At 72.4% G+C, this 16,990-nt stretch carries 17 protein-coding genes; 10 read left to right on the top strand and 7 right to left on the bottom strand.

All coding sequences use genetic code 11. The features are described 5' to 3' along the window. Positions 1–740, bottom strand: a 740-nt coding sequence (locus ACFHYO_RS00475) for an AAA family ATPase (RefSeq protein ID WP_394317552.1), incomplete at its 3' end; no start/stop codon positions are given. A gap of 190 nt (positions 741–930) precedes the next feature. On the opposite strand from ACFHYO_RS00475, the gene ACFHYO_RS00470 reads away from it, so the two are divergent. Beyond that, positions 931–1,287: a CidA/LrgA family protein gene (locus ACFHYO_RS00470; RefSeq protein WP_036704287.1), complete on the top strand. Its 357-nt coding sequence runs from the start codon at positions 931–933 to the stop codon at positions 1,285–1,287. Then, a complete protein-coding gene (locus ACFHYO_RS00465) occupies positions 1,277–1,996 on the top strand; it encodes an LrgB family protein (protein ID WP_394317550.1) in 720 nt (239 codons plus the stop codon). The genes ACFHYO_RS00470 and ACFHYO_RS00465 overlap by 11 nt, the downstream gene beginning before the upstream one ends. A gap of 108 nt (positions 1,997–2,104) precedes the next feature. On the opposite strand, the gene ACFHYO_RS00460 is transcribed toward ACFHYO_RS00465, so the two are convergent. From ACFHYO_RS00460 to ACFHYO_RS00445, 4 genes are all read right to left on the bottom strand, one after another. After that, positions 2,105–2,431 carry a DUF6280 family protein gene (locus ACFHYO_RS00460; RefSeq protein WP_036704285.1) on the bottom strand — a complete coding sequence of 109 codons (327 nt, stop codon included), beginning with the start codon at positions 2,429–2,431 and terminating at the stop codon, positions 2,105–2,107. Positions 2,432–2,726: 295 nt separating this feature from the next. Then, a complete protein-coding gene (gene dinB, locus ACFHYO_RS00455) occupies positions 2,727–3,800 on the bottom strand; it encodes a DNA polymerase IV (protein ID WP_394317548.1) in 1,074 nt (357 codons plus the stop codon). A gap of 103 nt (positions 3,801–3,903) precedes the next feature. Continuing rightward, positions 3,904–4,647 carry a CAF17-like 4Fe-4S cluster assembly/insertion protein YgfZ gene (gene ygfZ, locus ACFHYO_RS00450; RefSeq protein ID WP_394317546.1) on the bottom strand — a complete coding sequence of 248 codons (744 nt, stop codon included), beginning with the start codon at positions 4,645–4,647 and terminating at the stop codon, positions 3,904–3,906. After that, positions 4,648–6,429: an ABC transporter ATP-binding protein gene (locus ACFHYO_RS00445; protein ID WP_394317544.1), complete on the bottom strand. Its 1,782-nt coding sequence runs from the start codon at positions 6,427–6,429 to the stop codon at positions 4,648–4,650. It lies immediately after the preceding gene. Positions 6,430–6,626: 197 nt separating this feature from the next. Between ACFHYO_RS00445 and ACFHYO_RS00440 the strand changes: the two genes are divergently transcribed. The 3 genes from ACFHYO_RS00440 to ACFHYO_RS00430 are packed head-to-tail and all read left to right on the top strand — an operon-like array spanning position 6,627 to position 10,515. Then, entirely contained in the window at positions 6,627–8,828 is a 2,202-nt protein-coding gene (locus ACFHYO_RS00440; protein WP_394317542.1) for a primosomal protein N', read from the top strand. 53 nt (positions 8,829–8,881) lie between these two features. Next, positions 8,882–9,649, top strand: coding sequence for a histidine phosphatase family protein (locus ACFHYO_RS00435; RefSeq protein ID WP_394317540.1), 768 nt, complete (start codon positions 8,882–8,884; stop codon positions 9,647–9,649). Next, a complete protein-coding gene (locus tag ACFHYO_RS00430) occupies positions 9,646–10,515 on the top strand; it encodes an NAD(P)H-hydrate dehydratase (protein WP_394317538.1) in 870 nt (289 codons plus the stop codon). The genes ACFHYO_RS00435 and ACFHYO_RS00430 overlap by 4 nt, the downstream gene beginning before the upstream one ends. A gap of 39 nt (positions 10,516–10,554) precedes the next feature. Here ACFHYO_RS00430 and ACFHYO_RS00425 read toward each other — a convergent pair whose 3' ends face one another. Continuing rightward, on the bottom strand, positions 10,555–11,322 hold the full coding sequence (locus tag ACFHYO_RS00425) for an N-formylglutamate amidohydrolase (protein ID WP_394317536.1): 768 nt from the start codon (positions 11,320–11,322) through the stop codon (positions 10,555–10,557). Positions 11,323–11,425: 103 nt separating this feature from the next. Between ACFHYO_RS00425 and pyk the strand changes: the two genes are divergently transcribed. From pyk to rplT, 4 genes are all read left to right on the top strand, one after another. After that, positions 11,426–12,874, top strand: a complete 1,449-nt coding sequence (gene pyk, locus ACFHYO_RS00420) for a pyruvate kinase (protein ID WP_036711556.1) — start codon at positions 11,426–11,428, stop codon at positions 12,872–12,874. Between the two features lie 34 nt (positions 12,875–12,908). Beyond that, positions 12,909–13,133 carry a hypothetical protein gene (locus ACFHYO_RS00415; RefSeq protein ID WP_036711554.1) on the top strand — a complete coding sequence of 75 codons (225 nt, stop codon included), beginning with the start codon at positions 12,909–12,911 and terminating at the stop codon, positions 13,131–13,133. A gap of 169 nt (positions 13,134–13,302) precedes the next feature. Beyond that, on the top strand, positions 13,303–13,503 hold the full coding sequence (rpmI, locus tag ACFHYO_RS00410; RefSeq protein ID WP_036711551.1) for a 50S ribosomal protein L35: 201 nt from the start codon (positions 13,303–13,305) through the stop codon (positions 13,501–13,503). A gap of 15 nt (positions 13,504–13,518) precedes the next feature. Then, positions 13,519–13,878, top strand: a complete 360-nt coding sequence (gene rplT, locus ACFHYO_RS00405) for a 50S ribosomal protein L20 (RefSeq protein ID WP_036711548.1) — start codon at positions 13,519–13,521, stop codon at positions 13,876–13,878. 107 nt (positions 13,879–13,985) lie between these two features. On the opposite strand, the gene ACFHYO_RS00400 is transcribed toward rplT, so the two are convergent. Further along, a complete protein-coding gene (locus ACFHYO_RS00400) occupies positions 13,986–15,395 on the bottom strand; it encodes an alanine/glycine:cation symporter family protein (RefSeq protein ID WP_394317534.1) in 1,410 nt (469 codons plus the stop codon). Between the two features lie 192 nt (positions 15,396–15,587). On the opposite strand from ACFHYO_RS00400, the gene ACFHYO_RS00395 reads away from it, so the two are divergent. Continuing rightward, positions 15,588–16,946, top strand: a complete 1,359-nt coding sequence (locus ACFHYO_RS00395; protein ID WP_394317532.1) for a cytochrome P450 — start codon at positions 15,588–15,590, stop codon at positions 16,944–16,946. The last annotated feature ends 44 nt before the right edge of the window (positions 16,947–16,990 follow it).

Here is a 16,990-nt window from a genome sequence, read left to right as displayed (position 1 = left end):
GCGGCCTCGTGCGCGGCGGCGGCCTCGGACCAGCGCCGCCAGAGGGCTGCGCCCTCGGCCGTGCGCAGGCTGGCGCCGATCTCGCGGTAGCGCGCGGCGGTGCGCGCCTGCCGGGCCAGCGCCGCGGCCTGGGTGGCGAGCTGGTCCAGCGTGTCGTCCACCCGCGCGAGGTTCTGCGCCGCCCCGTTCAGCTTCAGCTCGGCCTCGTGGCGGCGCTGGTAGAGGCCGCCGATGCCCGCCGCTTCCTCGAGAATCCGCCGCCGCGCGGTGGGGCGGGCGTTGATCAGCTCGGAAATCTGCCCCTGCCGCACCAGTGCCGGCGAGTGCGACCCGGTCGAGGCGTCCGCGAACAGCATCTGCACGTCGCGCGCCCGTACCTCGCGGCCGTTGATGCGGTAGGCGGACCCCGCCTCGCGGGTGATGCGGCGCGAGATGTCCAGCCCGTCGCTGTCGTTGAACCCGGCGGGGGCGAGGCGCTGGCGGTTGTCGATGCTCAGCGCCACCTCGGCCTGGCCGCGGGCCGGGCGCCGGGTGGTGCCGGCGAAGATCACGTCCTCCATCCCCGTGCCGCGCATGGCGGTGGGGCGGTTCTCGCCCATGACCCAGCGCAGCGCCTCGAGCAGGTTGGACTTGCCGCAGCCGTTCGGCCCGACGATGCCGGTCAGCCCCTCGCGGATGACCAGTTCGGTCGGGTCCACGAAGCTCTTGAAACCGGTGAGGCGCAGGCGGTCGAAGCGCATCGGGGGTCCTGGGCGCGGGGCGGGATTCGTCCCGGCCAGTGTCGGGCGAGCGGGCGGGTGTGTCAACGCCGGGCGCAAGATGTAGGGGTTCGCCGGGGCGTTATCCACAACCCGTCGCGGCTTTCCAGAATGCGAAAGGCCCTCGCGGCGTGGCTTTTCTTTCTGAGCCCAGGGGCAGATGCTGGCGCGCATGGTTCCCGCGCTTGCCATCGTTCTCGGGTTCCAGCTTGTGGGCGAGGTGATCTCGCGCGGGCTGGGGCTGCCGCTGCCCGGTCCGGTCGTCGGGCTGGTCGGGCTGGTCGTCGCGTTCCGGCTGGTCCCGGGGCTCGCCGAGCGGCTGCGGGCGGTGATCACCGGGCTTCTGGGCCACCTGTCGCTGTTCTTCGTCCCCGCCGGGGTCGGTGTGATCGCCCATCTGCCGATCCTGCGCGAGCAGGGGCTGGCGCTCGGGGCGGCAATCGTCGGCTCGACGCTGCTGGCGCTGGCGGCGGGGGCCTGGGCCTTCGTCCTCGTCGCGCGGCTGACCGGAGAGACCGATGACGGCTGATCCGGCGCTGATCTGGGTCTATCTGACGCGCGAGCCGCTGCTGTGGCTGACCGCGACGCTGGCCGCCTATGCGGTGGGCGACGCCTGTTTCCGCCGCGCCGGGCGGGCGAGCTGGGCCAACCCGGTGCTGATTGCGGTGATCCTGCTCGGGGCGCTGCTGACGCTGACCGGCACCGACTACGGCACCTATTTCGAGGGCGCGCAGTTCGTCCACTTCATGCTCGGCCCGGCGACCGTGGCGCTGGCGCTGCCGATGTATGACAACCTGCCGCGGATGCGCCGCGCGGTGCTGCCGATCACGGCGGGGCTGCTGGCGGGGTCGGGGGTGGCGGTCGTCTCGGCGCTGGTGATCGCGCACGCGCTGGGGACGACGCCGGACGTGCTCGCCTCGCTCGCGCCCAAGTCCACGACCGCGCCGGTCGCCATCGGCATCGCCGAGCGGCTGGGCGGGCAGCCCACGCTGGCCGCGGTGCTGGTGCTGTGCACCGGCATCTTCGGGGCAATGGTGGTGACGCCGTTCCTGAACCTGATCGGGGTGCGGGACTGGCGGGCGCGGGGGCTGGCCGTGGGCACCGCCGCGCACGGGATCGGCACGGCGCGGGCGTTTCAGGTCAACGCGACGGCCGGGGCATTCGCCGGGATCGGCATGGGGCTGAACGCGGTGCTGACCGCGATCCTCGCGCCGTTGGTGCTGCACCTCTTCCAGTGAGACGGGCCGCCCGGTCGGGGGGCACGGGTCCGGGGCCAGCCTGCGGCTGAAATGAAAAGGACCGCCCGGACGGGCGGCCCTTGGCCACTGTCAGGTCTTCGGGGCGGCTCAGGCGGCCTCGGCCTCTTCGGCCTCGGCGGCCATGCGGCGCTCGCTTTCCTCGCGCGACAGCGCGACCGAGGTGCGCACGCCCTTGCTGACGAACTCGACAAGGCCCTTGACCACCCGCTCGTTGGGGTCGATCCCGGCGCAGCTCAGCACCTCGCGCCCGTCGCGCGAGCGGGCCCAGCGGGCGATCTGCTCGGCGCCGTTGCCGTATTTCTTGTCATCCGCGATGGCGTCGTCGAGCGCCGCGAGCACCACGGCCGCGAACAGCTTGCGGGCGCGCTGGCCCTGTTCAAAATTGAATGCCGAACCGTCAACGAAATCACGCATGAAGTCTTCCCGTCCTGAGCCGCAGCGAAACCGCGGCCGGGTCGCCGGACCCTTGTCTTTGCCCTGAATGGGTGTCGCAGAGCTTTAGCGCTCACAGGCACCGATTCGTTATCCCCTTGGCCGCAAGTCCGCCATGCAGCACCTGCAAGCCCGTCCAATTCCCATGAAATGCCACGAATCAGTCAGTTCCATGACGCCGCTGCAAACCGGCATTGCGGTTGACAACTCGGCAACTGGCATTTGGTTGCTGCGTCGCGGCGCTTCAACCCCCGAGCCGGGGGGTCGTCGGCGACAGTCAGCCGAAGAGATCGAGTTGCGCCGCGTCGCCCGCCGTCTCGTCAGGCCCCGCAGGACCCAGCGCTGACAGGGTGATTCCCAGAAGCCGCACCCCGCGCGGGTCGGGCAGAACCTGCGGGAGAAGCGCGGTGGCGTGGGCCAGAAGCTCGGCCTCGGCCGCGACGGGGCGGGGCAGGCTGTGGGCGCGGGTGACGATGCGGAAGTCGGTGTATTTCGCCTTGAGCGTCACCGTCCGCCCGCTCATCCCCCGCGCCGCCGCGTGGCCCCAGACCTTGGCGGCCAGAGGGGCCAGCGCCGCCGCCGCGGCGTCGAGGTCGAAGATGTCGGCCGAAAAGGTGTTCTCCGCCCCGATCGACTTGCGGACGCGGTCCGGGCGCACCGGGCGGTGGTCGATGCCGCGGGCGATGTCGAAATAATAGGGACCGGCCTTGCCAAAGGTCGCGGCGAGGAACTCCCGGCTCTGGCGGAACAGGTCGTCGCCGGTGCGGATGCCGTGGCGTTCCATCCGCGCGGCGGTGGCGGGGCCGACGCCGTGGAAGCGGGCGACGGGCAGGGTGCGGACATAGGCCGGGCCGGCCTCGGGAGGGATCACGAAGAGCCCGTCGGGCTTGCGCTGGTCCGAGGCGAGCTTGGCCAGGAACTTGTTGTAGCTGACCCCGGCCGAGGCGGTCAGCCCGGTCTCGGCGCGGATGAGCGCCCGGATCTCGCGGGCGATGGCAGTGGCGGTGCGGCCGTCGAGGTGGTCGGTGACGTCGAGATAGGCTTCGTCGAGCGACAGCGGCTCGATCAGCGGGGTGAAGCGGGCGAAGATGTCGCGGATCTGGGCCGAGACGGCCTTGTAGACCTCGAACCGCGGCTTGACGAAGACGAGGTCGGGGCAGAGCCGGGCGGCGCGGACCGAGGGCATGGCCGAGCGCACCCCGTAGGGCCGCGCCTCATAGCTCGCCGCCGCCACCACGCCGCGCAGGGACGAGCCGCCGACCGCGACCGGGCGGCCGCGCAGCGCCGGGTCGTCGCGCTGCTCGACCGAGGCGTAGAAGGCGTCCATGTCGATGTGGAGGATGCGGCGCACCGGGGAAGGGTTGCCCGGCGCGGCGGTCGCACCCGAGGGGTCGGCTCGCCGGTCCCCCGCGGGACAGTCGGACCCGCCCGAGGGGGGCGGGGTGTCCGTGGGGTCAGGGGGCGGCATCGTCGGGGGTGAGGCGGGCGGTCCCGGCGGTGAGCGTGCTGCCCGCCGGGGCGCGGTCGAAGCGCAGGTGGGCCAGCGCGTGGGCGCCCGCGACGGTGCCGAGCGTGCCGGCCTCGCGCCCGTCCTCGGTCAGGATCGGGGTGCCGGGGGCGGCCTCGCCCTCGATCCGCACGCGGGCGAGGCCCTTCCTGAGCTCGGTCTTGTGCTTCATCCGGGCCGTGACCTCCTGGCCGATGTAGCAGCCCTTGCGGAAATCGACGCCGTGCAGACGCTCGAACCCCGCCTCGAGCGGGTAGCTGTCGTTCGGGACCAGCTCGACCAGCGACTCGGGGACCAGATGGGCGACGCGCAGGGCGTCCCAGTCGGTCGCATCCTCGCCGGCGGGGGCGTCGGCGTAGAGCCGCCAGCCGAGCGCAGGGTGGCGTGGGTCGGCGATGGCGCCCTCGGGCGCCGGGCCGGTGCCGCGGGTGACGGTGAGCGGGGTCGTGGCGATCTCGACCTGGCTGCGCAGCTTGTACATCGACAGCCGCCGCAGCAGGTCGTCGGCCAGCCGCGCATCCACGTCGATCAAGAGCGACTCGCCGTCCGGGACGACGAAGAAATCCGCCAGATACTTGCCCTGCGGGGTCAACAGCGCCGCCCACACCGGCGCGCGACGCACGTCGTTGGTGACGAGGCCCTGCAGGAAATGCTCGCGGTCCGGGCCGGTCACGCGCAGGATGGTTCGCATTCAGTCGCCCCCGAATTGCAGCCGCACCAGCGCCGCATAGGCGCCGTTCGCCGCCATAAGCTGGTCATGCGTGCCCTGTTCGACAACCCGCCCGGCGTCGAGCACCACGATCTTGTCGGCCGCCCGGATGGTCGAGAGCCGGTGCGCGATCACCAGCGTCGTGCGCCCCGCCGACAACTGGTCGAGCGCCTGCTGCACCAGCCGCTCGGATGCGGCGTCGAGGGCGCTCGTCGCCTCGTCCAGCAGCAGCACCGGGGCGTCGCGCAAGAGTGCCCTGGCGATGGCGATGCGCTGGCGCTGGCCGCCCGACAGCGCCGAGCCGCGCGGCCCGGCGGGGGTGTCGAGCCCGCGCGGCAGGTCGTCGGCGAAATCCGCGACATGGGCGGCGGTGACGGCGGCGCGCAGCCGCGCCTCGGGGACGTCGTGGCCGAGCACGATGTTCTCGCGCAGCGTCTCGTCAAAGAGCGCCGCGTCCTGGCTGACGGTCGAGAACTGGTCGCGCAGCGTGCCGAGGTCGAACTCGGCCACCGGCACGCCGCCCAGCGTGACGCTGCCGGCCGAGGGGTCGACCATCCGGGTCAGCAGGTTGAAGACGGTGGACTTGCCCGCCCCCGACGGCCCGACCAGCGCCGTGGTCTGCCCGGCCTCGGCGGTGAAGCTGAGGCCGCGCAGCACCGGATGGCCGGAATAGGCGAGCTGCACGTCCGCAAGCCGGATGGTGGTGTCCTCGGGCGGGGCCGTGCGCGGGCCCGAGAAGATCGTGGGCCGGGTGTCGAAGATCGCGTAGATCCGCTCGAGCGAGGTCGCCGCCGTCTGCCAGCCCCCCGCCAGCCCGCCCAGCCGCCGCAAGGGCTGGAAGGCGAGCGAGAGCGCGGTGAAGAACGACATGAACTCGCCCACCGTGCGCTCGCCGCTCGTCACCTGCGCGCCGCCAAGCGCGAGGACGCCGACGAAGCCGAGGCCCGTCACCACGTCGATCAGCGCCGGGATGGTGGCGCTGACCGCGCTCATTTTGGTTTCCGAGCGCTGGATGTCGGCGACGATGCCGGCGAAGCGCTCGGTCTGATAGCGCTCCATCCGGTTCAGCCGCACTGCGCCGATGCCGTGCAGCACCTCGTCGAGGCGCGTGGCGCGGGCCGAGGCGGCGACCCGGTTGGCGCGCATCTTGCGGCGGATGTAGCGCTGCACCCAGGCCGTGGGCAGGATCAGCAGCGGCGCGCCGACCAGCGCCACCAGCGTCCACCACGGGTCGGTCGCCACCGCCACCGCGAACAGCGCGATCAGCGAGACGGCATCGCGCCCCGCGCCGGTGATGAAGGTCGTCCAGATCGAGCGGATGGCGAGCGTGTCGCCCTGGATGCGCTCGATCAGCGCGCCGGGCGGGTTCGACTGGAAGAAGCTGCCGTCGAGGGTGAGGATGTGGCTGAGCAGGTCGGTCTGCATCCGGCTGGCGACGCCCTGCTGGACCGAGGTGAGGATGGCGCGGGTCGAGACATAGGTGATGGCGCGGATCAGGAAGAGCGCGAAGATGATCCCGCCGACCCACCAGATCGCCGCCGTCTCGCGCCCCACGAACACCCGGTCGAAGAGCGGCTTGAGCATCCAGCTCAGGACCGCGAGCGTCGAGCCCTCGATGACCATCAGCAGCGTGGCGAGCGTCATGCGCGGCCAGTAGGGCCGCAGGTAGTCCCGCCACAGCCGGCCGAACAGGCCGGGCGTCCGCGGCGGGCGCGGCGGGCGGGTCGGCCCCGGGGGGACGCCGGTGGCGGGTGTGGCTGGCATCCGGGCTCCTGCAACTCGTCCGGGGATAGCGCGCGGGGCGCGGGCGCGGCAAGGGTGGGGTGGCCGTGCGGGGTGAGGGCGGTAGGGCTGGAGGCGGTGCCCTGCGGGGCGCTAGTGCTCCCGAGACCCGCCCGGCGCCGCGCGACCCGCCCCACCCGCCGGTTGACGGCCCGTCGCCTGCGCGCCACATCGCCGCCATGACCGACCGCTTTCCCATGGGCGCCCGCATCGGGGTGCAGACGACCGAGCCGGTCGGGCTGCTCGACTATCTCGCCCCCGAGGGCGGCGTCAGCGTGGGTGAGCTGGTGGTGGTGCCGCTGGGGCCGCGACGGGTGATGGGCGTGGTCCGCGGGCCGGGGGCGGGCGATTTCGACGCCGCGCGCCTGCGTCCCGTCGTGCGCCGCATCGACGCGGCGCCGCTGGGGGCGGGGATGCTCGAGTTCCTCGACCGCGCCGCCGACTATACGCTGACGCCCCCGCCGGTGATGCTGCGGATGGCGCTGCGGGCGCCCGACCTCGACCGCCCGCCGGCCGAGCGGCGGGTGATCCACCGGGCCGGGCCGCCCCCCGCGCGGATGACCGACGCGCGCGCCGCGGTGATGCGGGTGCTCGACGATCACGGCGGCGCGGGGTTCGCGCCGGCCGAGCTGGCGCAGCTTGCGGGCGTGGGGACGACGGTGGTGCGCGGCCTCGTCGCTGCGGGCACGCTGGTCGAGACGGCGGCCCCGGTGGACCTGCCCTATCCGCGGCTCGACCCCGGGCTCGCGGGCAAGGCGCTCGACCCCGCGCAGACGGCGGCGGCCGAGGCGCTGCGCGCGGGGGTGCGCGGCGGGGCCTACGGCGCGACGCTGCTCAGGGGCGTGACCGGCTCGGGCAAGACCGAGGTCTATCTCGAGGCGGTGGCCGAGACGCTGCGGGCCGGGCGGCAGGCGCTGGTGCTGCTGCCCGAGATCGCGCTCTCGGCCGAGTTCCTCGACCGCGTCGAGGCGCGCTTCGGCGCCCGCCCGGGCGAGTGGCACTCGGGCATCACTCGCACCGAGCGCCGCCGGCTCTGGCACATGGCCGGGCGCGGCGAGGTCGGGTTGGTGGTGGGCGCCCGCTCGGCGCTGTTCCTGCCGTTCCGCGACCTCGGGCTGATCGTCGTCGATGAGGAACACGACAGCTCCTACAAGCAGGACGAGACGGTCTATTACAACGCCCGCGACATGGCGGTGCTGCGCGCCAGCATCGAGCAGGCGCAGGTGGTGCTGGCCTCGGCCACGCCTTCGGTCGAAACCTGGGTCAACGCGGCCTCGGGGAAATACGCCCGGCTGGACCTGCGCGCGCGGTATGGCGAGGCGGAGCTGCCGCAGATGGCGGCGATCGACCTGCGCGCCGAAGATATGCCCTCGGGCAGCTGGATCTCGCCCACGCTGGCCGCCGCGGTGGACCAGCGGATCGGGCGGGGTGAGCAGGCGCTGATGTTCCTCAACCGCCGCGGCTATGCGCCGATCACCACCTGCCGGGCCTGCGGCCACCAGGTCGGCTGCGACGACTGCGACGCGCGGATGGTGGAACACCGCTTCCAGAAGCGCCTCGTCTGCCACCAGTGCGGGGCGACGAAGCCGGTGCCCACCGCCTGCCCCGCCTGCGGGGTCGAGGGGCGGATGGCCGCCGTCGGCCCAGGCGTCGAGCGGCTGGCCGAGGAGGTCGCGGCGCGCTTTCCCGGCGCCCGGGCCGAGGTGCTGTCCTCGGACCTCTTCACCTCGGCCCGCGCGGTGAAGGAGAGCATCGCCCGGATCAGCGGCGGCGGCGCCGACATCATCATCGGCACCCAGATCGTCGCCAAGGGCCACAACTTCCCGCTGCTGACGCTGGTGGGCGTGATCGACGCCGACCTCGGGCTGCAGGGCGCGGACCTGCGGGCGGCAGAGCGTTCGTTCCAGCTCATGCGGCAGGTGGCGGGGCGGGCGGGGCGCTTTGGCGGTGGCGGCGAGCGGCCGGGGCTGGCCTTGCTGCAGACCCACCAGCCCGAGCATCCGGTGATCCGCGCCATCCTGTCGGGCGAGGACGAGGCCTTCTGGGACGCCGAGGCCGCCGCCCGCCGCGCCGCCCAGATGCCGCCCTTCAGCCGGCTGGCCGGGATCATCCTGTCCCACCCCGACCAGCCGGTGGTCGAGGCCTATGCCGCCGAACTCGCCCGCCGCGCCGCGCCGCTGCGCGAGATCGGGGCCGAGCTCTTCGGCCCGGCGCCCGCGCCCATCGCCCGGGTGCGGGCGCGCTACCGCGTGCGGATGCTGATCCGCGCGCCCCGGCAGGCGCCGATCCAGGCCGCCATCGCCGGGTGGCTGGCGGCGGCGCCGAAGGCTCCGTCCAACCTGCGGCTGGCGGTGGACATCGATCCGCAGAGCTTTCTCTGAAACCGCCGGACGCGCTGGGGCATTGGCTTGCCGAGACAGGCGAGGAGCGCCCCATGACCCCCAGATGGCCCGAGCGGCTGTGGATCGTCCGCCACGGCGAAAGCGCCGGCAACGTCGCCCGCGACCTCGCCTATCAGCAGGGGCTGGCGCGGATCGACCTGACCGGGCGCGACGTGGACGTGCCGCTGTCGGCCTTGGGCGAGCAGCAGGCCCGGGCGCTCGGCCACTGGTTCGCCGAGGGGCGCGAGGAGGGGCGGCCGAACGTCGTCCTGTCGTCGCCCTATCAGCGCGCGCAGGCGACCGCGCGGCTGTTCCGCGAGGCGGGCGGGTGCCCGGCGGATACCCGCATTCACCTTGACGAGCGGCTGCGGGAAAAGGAGTTCGGGATCCTCGACGGGCTGACCGGCAAGGGCATCCGCGCCGAGTATCCGCGTCAGGCCGAGCTGCGTGCCAGCCTCGGCAAGTTCTACCACCGCCCGCCGGGGGGCGAGAGCTGGTGCGACGTGATCTTCCGGCTGCGGGCGCTGATGGACACGGTGGGCCTGCACCACGGTGGCTGTCGGGTGATGATCGTGGCCCATCAGGTCGTCGTGCTGTGCCTGCGCTACATCATCGAGGGGCTGACCGAGGAGGAGATCCTCGCCATCGACCGCGAGAACGACGTCGCCAACTGCTCGATCACCGAATACCGCTGGCTGGCGGGCGCTGATGGCAGCGACGGCGGGATGGAGCTGGTGCGCTACAACGTCACCGCACCGATGGAGGCCGAGGACACGCCGGTCACGCGCGAGCCCGACCCGATCGTGGGGGCACGGGGATGACCGCGGCGGTGCTCGATTCGGCGTGGCTGCGGCGGCACCCCCTGCCGGTTCATCCCGAGGGCACCGACAAGAACTCGCGCGGGCGGGTCATGCTGGTCGGCGGGTCGCTGACGGTGCCGGGCGGGCTGGTGCTGACCGCGACCGCGGCCTTCCGGGCCGGTGCGGGCAAGGTGCAGATCGCGCTGCCGGAACCGCTGGCGATCCCGACCGGCATGGCGATGCCGGAAAGCGGGATGTTCCCGCTGCCGGTGTCGGACGCGGGCGAGATCGCCGGGCTGGGCGATCTGGCCGAGCGGGCGGTCGCCTGCGGCTGCCTGGCCATCGGGCCGGCGATGGGCGGGACCGAGGCGGCCGAGGCGGTGCTGGACGGGCTGCTGCCGAAGGCAGAGGGGCCGGTGATCCTGGACGCCGCCGCGGTCGCCGCGGCGCGGGACCGTCACGACATGGTGGCGGCGCTGCCGGGCGGGGCGATCCTGACCCCGCACGCGGGCGAGATGGCGCAGCTGACCGGGCTCGACTGCGACGAGATCGAGGCGCGGCGCGAGGCGGTGGCGGTCGAGTACGCCGGGCGGCTGGATGCGGTGCTGCTGGTCAAGGGATCGACGACGCTGATCGCCAGCCCCGGCGGAGAGCTCGCGATCTACGGCGGCGGCGGCGTGGGGCTCGCGACCGGCGGCTCGGGCGACGTGCTGACGGGGATCATCGCCGGGCTGACCGCCCGCGGCCTGCCCGCGTGGGAGGCCGCCTGCTGGGGCGTCTGGCTGCATGGCGAGGCCGGGCGTCGGCTGGCCGAGCGGATGGGGCCGATGGGGTTCCTCGCGCGCGAGCTGCCGGGCGAGATCCCGGCGCTGATGCGCGGGGTGTGAGCGGGCGCTGGGGCAAAGGCGGGACCGGTTGAACCTGGGCTAGAGCCCGGCGTCGGCCAGCACCCGCTCGAGCACCGGGGCGAGGCGGTCGGCCCAGAGCTGCTGACCTGCCGCGTCGCGGATCAGGTCGTTCCGCACCTCGATCAGCACGTTCGGCCGCCCCTGCGCCAGCGCGTGCCGGTCGATGGAGTCGCCGTCGAGGTGGCCGCTGTAGGGCTGGTTGTCGCCCGTCACCCACCCCTGCGCCCGGCAGGCGCGCACCATCGCCGGACCCAGCCGTTCGTCGCGGTGGGAATAGAGGATGCCGACCGCCCAGGGCCGCGGCGGCCGGCCGGCGAGCTGGGGGGTGAAGCTGTGCACCGCGCAGATCGCCCGCGCCGGGTGCGCTGCGGCCAGCCCCGCCAGCGCGTCGTGGTAGGGGCGGTAGAGGCGGGCCAGCCGACGGTCGCGCTCGGCCGCGTCCGCGCCGCGGTTGGCGGGGATCACCGTGCCGTCATAGAGGCGCATGAGCAGCGTCGGGTCGTCCTCGCCACGGTTCGGGTCGATGACGAGGCGCGAGAAGTCCGACCAGACCACCGGCGCGTCAAGCCGTTGCCCGAGCGCCCGCGCCACCCCCAGCGCCCCCACGTCCCAGGCGATGTGGCGGGCCATGTCCTCGGCCGCGATCCCCAGGTCGCCGCCGTACACCCAGTCGGGCACCCGGTTGGTCGCGTGGTCGCAGGTGACGAGCCAGCGCGACGGGCGGTCCGCGCCTTCGACGTGGACGGGGGGATGGGGGTCGGGGTCGGTTGGCGGACGGCTTGGCATGGCGACGGGATATAGCCGCCGCGCCGGTTGATCGCAAAGCCGGTTCCGGGTTAACGATAGCGCAAACATTTTGCCGGCGGACGGCGAAAACGATGAGGGCAGGATGAGACGGCACCGGAACGTGAAGATCGTGGCGACGCTTGGCCCGTCCTCCTCGGACATCGAGGTGATTCGGGCGCTGTTCGCCGCCGGCGCCGATGTCTTCCGCCTCAACATGAGCCACGGGACGCACGCCGAGCAGAAGGCGCGCTATGACGTGATCCGCGCCGTCGAGGCCGAGACGGGGCGCCCGATCGGGGTGCTCGCCGACCTGCAGGGGCCGAAGCTGCGGGTGGGCGTGTTCGCCGCCGGGGCGCATGAGCTTGAAGAGGGGGACAGCTTCCGCTTCGACCTCGACCCGACCGAGGGCGACGGGCGCCGGGTGCAATTGCCGCACCCCGAGATCTTCGCCGCGCTGCAACCCGGCGCGCGGCTGCTGGTGAACGACGGCAAGATTCGGCTGCGGGTGCAGGACTGCGGCCCCGACTTCGCCGATTGCGTGGTGACGGTCGGGGGCACGATCTCGAACCGCAAGGGGGTCAACGTGCCGGACGTGGTGCTGCCGCTGGCGGCGCTGTCCGAGAAGGACCGCGCCGACCTCGAGTTCGCGTGCGAGCTGGGCGCGGACTGGCTGGCGCTGTCGTTCGTGCAGCGGCCCGAGGACGTGATCGAGGCGCGGGCGCTGGCGCGCGGCCGGGCGGCGATCCTGTCCAAGATCGAGAAGCCCGCGGCGGTCGATTGCTTCGCCGAGATCCTCAAGGTCTCTGACGGGATCATGGTCGCGCGTGGCGACCTGGGGGTGGAGCTGCCGGTCCACTCGGTCCCGCCGATCCAGAAGCGGCTGGTGCGGACCTGCCGGCAGGCGGCCAAGCCGGTGATCGTGGCTACCCAGATGCTCGAGTCGATGATCGAAAGCCCGATGCCGACGCGGGCCGAGGTGTCGGACGTGGCGACCGCGATCTATGAGGGCGCCGACGCGGTGATGCTGTCGGCCGAAAGCGCCGCCGGGCGCTATCCGGTCGAGGCTGTCTCGACGATGGACAACGTCGCGCGCTCGGTCGAGGACGACCCGACCTATCGCACCGTCATCGACAGCTCGCGCTCGACCGCGAACCGCGAGACGGTGGCCGACGCCATCGCGGTTGCCGCGCGCGAGATCGCCGAGACGACCGACATCGCGGCGATCTGCGCCTATACCCAGTCCTCGACCACGGTGCGGCTGGCCGCGCGCGAGCGGCCGCGGGTGCCGATCATCGCCATGTCGTCCGAGCTGCCGGTGCTCAGGCGGATGTGCCTGATCTGGGGCGCGCATTGCGTGCTGACGCCGGTGCTCGAGCGGTTCAAGCAGGCGGTGGTGAACGCGGTGGGCGCGGCGCGCAGCTTCGGGTTCGCCGATGCCACGCAGCGGATCATCGTCATGGCGGGGGTTCCGTTCAACACTGCGGGATCGACCAACATTCTGCGGGTTGCCTCGTGCGACGAGCTGTTGATTTCCCGCACCGACCCGGACTAAAGCGCGGGCGAAGAAACGCAGCGCGGTGGCCTGAATGTCCGATATCCTGATCCTCACCGGCACCGCGCTGATGGCGGTCTCGCTTGTCCTTGCCCTTGCCGCGCTGGCGCGGACCGAGCCGCCGCGCGGCGCGGCCATCGCCTTCGTCTTCGGGGTGGCGGCGCTGTTTGCCGGGGCGTGGATCGACCCGACCCCGTTCCGGGTGCAGGACCTCGGCCTCGCCTGGCAGCGGCTGCTGGGCGGGCAGATCCGCCTCTGACCCCGCGCCGGGGCTGAGCGCCCCGAGGCCTTCGGCGACCCGTGCGCGGGTGGCCGTTTGGGGTTGCCATCGCCCCCCTGCCTCTGTATCAGGCGCGCTTCGACACGTCCCGTGCGGCCGGCCGATTGGCATTGCCGAGTCGCACGTTCACTCTGACAAGGAGACGAAAATGCCGAAGATGAAGACCAAATCGGCCGCCAAGAAGCGGTTCTCGATGACGGCCTCGGGCAAGGTCAAGGCCGGCCCCGCGGGCAAGCGCCACGGGATGATCAAGCGCTCGACGAAATTCATCCGCGAAGCGACGGGGACGATGATCCTGTCCGACGCGGACGCGAAGATCGTCAAGAAATACATGCCCTACGACCGCTGATCGAGGTAACAACAGATGTCCCGAGTCAAATCCGGCAAGGTCACCCACGCCCGCCACAAGAAGGTCCTTGACGCCGCCAAGGGCTACTACGGCAACCGCTCGCGCAACTTCCGCACCGCGACGCAGGCCGTCGACAAGGCCAACCAGTACGCCACCCGCGACCGCAAGGTCCGCAAGCGCAACTTCCGCGCCCTGTGGATCCAGCGCATCAACGCCGGCGTCCGCGCCATCGACGCCGAGTTCACCTATTCGCGCTTCATCGCCGCGCTGGCGAAGGCGGGGATCGAGGTGGACCGCAAGGTGCTGGCCGATCTGGCCGTCCACGAGCCCGAGGCGTTCGAGGCCATCGTCGCCCAGGCCAAAGCCGCGGCCTGAGCCGCAGCGTTCACCGAGACAGAAAAGAAGGCCCGCCGGATCGGCGGGCCTTTTGCTTTGTCGGGTTTGGGTGTCGCCGGGGCGTTGCGGACGGGGACGTCCGGCGCTCAGCGCCAGATCGTCTCGTCCACGCCGCGGCCGGCGAGGTCGGGATGGGCGGCGATATGGAACCGCGGCTCGCGCCCCATCCGCCGCTGGGCGGTGTAGTCGCGGGTGAGCTTCACCACCACGCCCGACAGCGCGACGATGGCCACGAGGTTGATCGTCGCCATCAGCCCCATCGAGGCGTCGGCGAAGTTGAACACGGTGCCCACCGCCTGCAACGCGCCCCAGATCACCATCCCCAGCACCGCGACCCGCAGCACCAGGATCCCGAGGTCGCCGCCGCCGAGGAACACCACCGCGTTCTCGGCATAGGCATAGTTGCCGATGATCGAGGTGAAGGCGAAGAACAGGATCGCCACCGCGACGAAATAGAGCCCCCACTGGCCGAAATGCTCGCCCAGCGCGGCCTGCGTCAGGGCGACGCCGGTCAGCTCGGCCGAGGGGATGGCGCCCGAGAGCAGGATCATCACCGCCGTCGCCGTGCAGACGAGGATGGTGTCGATAAAGACGCCCAGCGCCTGCACGAAGCCCTGCGCCGAGGGGTGGTGCGGGTCGGGCCGCGCCACCGCGGCGATGTTCGGGGCCGAGCCCATGCCGGCCTCGTTCGAGAAGAGCCCGCGCTTGACGCCGTTCAGCATCGCCGCGGCCAGGCTGCCGGCAACGCCGCCCACCACCGGCTCGAGCCCCAGCGCCTGCTTGACGATATGGGCCAGCACGCCCGGCACCAGCGGCAGGTGGGTGGCGAAGACCCAGATCGCGGCCAGCAGATAGGCGCCGGCCATGAACGGCACGATCAGCTCGGCCGCTCGGGCGATCTGCGGGATGCCGCCGAAGATGATCGCCGCCGTCACCGCGGCGAGCGCCACCCCGGTGACCCAGCGCGGCACGCCGAAGGTCACCCACGCCTCGGCGATCGAGTTCGCCTGCACCGCCTCGAACACCAGCCCGAAGGACAGGATCAGCGCAACCGAGAAGAGCGCCGCGAGCCAGCGCAGCCTGAGCCCGCGGGCGATGTAGAAGGCCGGGCCGCCGCGATACATCCCGTGCGGGCCGTGCACCTTGTAAAGCTGCGCCAGCGTGGATTCCGCATAGGCCGTGGCCATGCCGACCAGCGCCACCATCCACATCCAGAAGATTGCCCCCGGCCCGCCCAGCGTGATCGCCACCGCGACCCCCGCGATGTTGCCGGTGCCCACGCGGCTGGCGAGGCTGACCGACAGCGCCTGGAACGGCGAGATGCCGTCCGGGTCGCGGTTGGTGCGGCCGAGGAGGCAGCGGAACATCTCGGGGAAATGCACGAACTGGATGAAGCGCAGGCGGAGGGTGAAATACACGCCCACCGCGAGCAGCCCGTAGATGAGGACGTAACTCCAGAAGATGTCGTTCATGAAATTGATGGCGGAGTCGATCATCGGGGGTCCTCACGGCATGATGACCAACCTGTGACATGGCGCCGGGGGATGCAACGGGGCCCGGGGCGAAAGGGGCTTTGCCCCTCGCCGCGCGGGGCGCGGCTCACCCCAGGATATTTCTGCAGGAAGAAGCGGGGTGGTGGAGGGGCGGCGGGGGCCGAACCGGGGCGGCCTCCGTCGCGTTCGGGGACCATGACCGGCGCATCCCCCTCGACGACCGACCGCTATCCGGCGCGCGTGCCCTTGGCGCGCCGGCCGCTCGGCATCCTCGGGTCGGCGATGACCGCGCGGCGTAACGTGCTCGAGCTGATCCCCGAGCTGGCGGTCCGGCAGCCGATGGTGTCGGGCACGCTCGGCATCCGCTGGCACATGGTCATGGACCCGGACGCCCTGCGCCGGGTGCTGAAGGACCGGGTCGAAGACTATCCCAAGTCCACCGTGACGCGGCTGATCCTTGAGCCCGCCATCGGCGACAGCCTGTTCATCGCCGAGGGCGCCCATTGGCGCTGGCAGCGGCTGGCGGCCGCGCCCGCCTTTGCCGCCCGCCACGTCGAGGCGCTGGGGCCGGTGATGACCGCCGCGGCCGAGGCCTCGGCGGCGCGGATCGCCGCGGCCTCCCAGCCCTTCGACGCCTTTGCCGAGATGGTCGCCGCCACCTTCGACGTTATCAGCGACGTGACCTTTTCCGGCGACGAGGGGTTCGACCGCGACGCCGTGCACCACGCCATCGAGCGCTACATCGCCTCGACCGCGCGGGTGTCTCTGCTCGACGTGATGGGGGCGGCGCCCTGGGTGCCGCGGCCAGGGCGGCTGTTTGCCGGCGGCGCGCTGCGGCGGACCAAGAAGCTCGCCGACCGGGCGATTGCCGAGCGCGCCCGGCGCGGGCCGCGGCTGCCGCCGGACCTGCTCGACCTGCTGCGCGCGGGGGTGGACCCCGAGACGGGGCGGCGGATGAACCCGTCCGAGCTGCGCGACAATTTGCTGACCTTCATCGTCGCGGGGCACGAGACGACCGCGCTGACGCTGGCCTGGGCGCTCTATCTCTGCGCCTTTGACCCGGCCGTGCAGGCGCGCGCGGCCGAGGAGGTGTCGGGGCTGGACCGGGTGACGGCCGCCGACCTGCCGCGGCTGCCCTATGTCCAGCAGATCGTGCAGGAATCCCTGCGTCTCTATCCGCCGGCGGCGTTCCTGTCGCGCACCGCGCGGGTGTGCGACACGCTGGGCGGGCGCGAGGTGCGGCCGGGCGACACGGTGATGCTGCCGATCTATGCGCTGCACCGCCACCGGCTGCTCTGGGACGACCCCGACGCCTTCGATCCCGACCGCTTCGCGCCGGGGGTCGAGCGTGACCGCTTCGCCTTCCTGCCCTTCGGCGGCGGCCCACGCATCTGCATCGGCGCCAATTTCGCGCTGCAGGAGGCCGCGATCATCCTCGCCACGCTGCTGGCGCGGTTCCGGTTCGACCTCGTCCCCGGCCTTGCGCCGGTGCCGCGGATGATCCTCACCCTGCGCCCGCACGGCGGGGTCTGGCTGCGCGCCACGCCGCGCTGACGGTTGCGGCCGACCCGGTGCAGCGCCTATCTGCTGAGGGACGG

The organism is Paracoccus panacisoli (assembly GCF_042435015.1).
In the GTDB taxonomy this organism is placed as follows: Bacteria; Pseudomonadota; Alphaproteobacteria; order Rhodobacterales; family Rhodobacteraceae; genus Paracoccus; species Paracoccus panacisoli.
Note: the sequence above shows the minus strand (reverse complement) of the source record. Positions and strands in the feature narration are given on the sequence as shown.

Bases quoted from the DNA above. Each gene is read 5' to 3' on its own strand.
- ACFHYO_RS00460 (WP_036704285.1), bottom strand. From the start codon at position 2,431: ATGCGTGATTTCGTTGACGGTTCGGCATTCAATTTTGAACAGGGCCAG.
- ACFHYO_RS00465 (WP_394317550.1), top strand. From the start codon at position 1,277: ATGACGGCTGATCCGGCGCTGATCTGGGTCTATCTGACGCGCGAGCCG.
- ACFHYO_RS00440 (WP_394317542.1), top strand. From the start codon at position 6,627: ATGACCGACCGCTTTCCCATGGGCGCCCGCATCGGGGTGCAGACGACC.
- ACFHYO_RS00400 (WP_394317534.1), bottom strand. From the start codon at position 15,395: ATGATCGACTCCGCCATCAATTTCATGAACGACATCTTCTGGAGTTAC.
- rpmI (WP_036711551.1), top strand. From the start codon at position 13,303: ATGCCGAAGATGAAGACCAAATCGGCCGCCAAGAAGCGGTTCTCGATG.
- ACFHYO_RS00445 (WP_394317544.1), bottom strand. From the start codon at position 6,429: ATGCCAGCCACACCCGCCACCGGCGTCCCCCCGGGGCCGACCCGCCCG.
- ACFHYO_RS00395 (WP_394317532.1), top strand. From the start codon at position 15,588: ATGACCGGCGCATCCCCCTCGACGACCGACCGCTATCCGGCGCGCGTG.
- ACFHYO_RS00430 (WP_394317538.1), top strand. From the start codon at position 9,646: ATGACCGCGGCGGTGCTCGATTCGGCGTGGCTGCGGCGGCACCCCCTG.
- pyk (WP_036711556.1), top strand. From the start codon at position 11,426: ATGAGACGGCACCGGAACGTGAAGATCGTGGCGACGCTTGGCCCGTCC.
- rplT (WP_036711548.1), top strand. From the start codon at position 13,519: ATGTCCCGAGTCAAATCCGGCAAGGTCACCCACGCCCGCCACAAGAAG.
- ACFHYO_RS00425 (WP_394317536.1), bottom strand. From the start codon at position 11,322: ATGCCAAGCCGTCCGCCAACCGACCCCGACCCCCATCCCCCCGTCCAC.
- ACFHYO_RS00470 (WP_036704287.1), top strand. From the start codon at position 931: ATGGTTCCCGCGCTTGCCATCGTTCTCGGGTTCCAGCTTGTGGGCGAG.
- ACFHYO_RS00435 (WP_394317540.1), top strand. From the start codon at position 8,882: ATGACCCCCAGATGGCCCGAGCGGCTGTGGATCGTCCGCCACGGCGAA.
- ygfZ (WP_394317546.1), bottom strand. From the start codon at position 4,647: ATGCGAACCATCCTGCGCGTGACCGGCCCGGACCGCGAGCATTTCCTG.
- ACFHYO_RS00415 (WP_036711554.1), top strand. From the start codon at position 12,909: ATGTCCGATATCCTGATCCTCACCGGCACCGCGCTGATGGCGGTCTCG.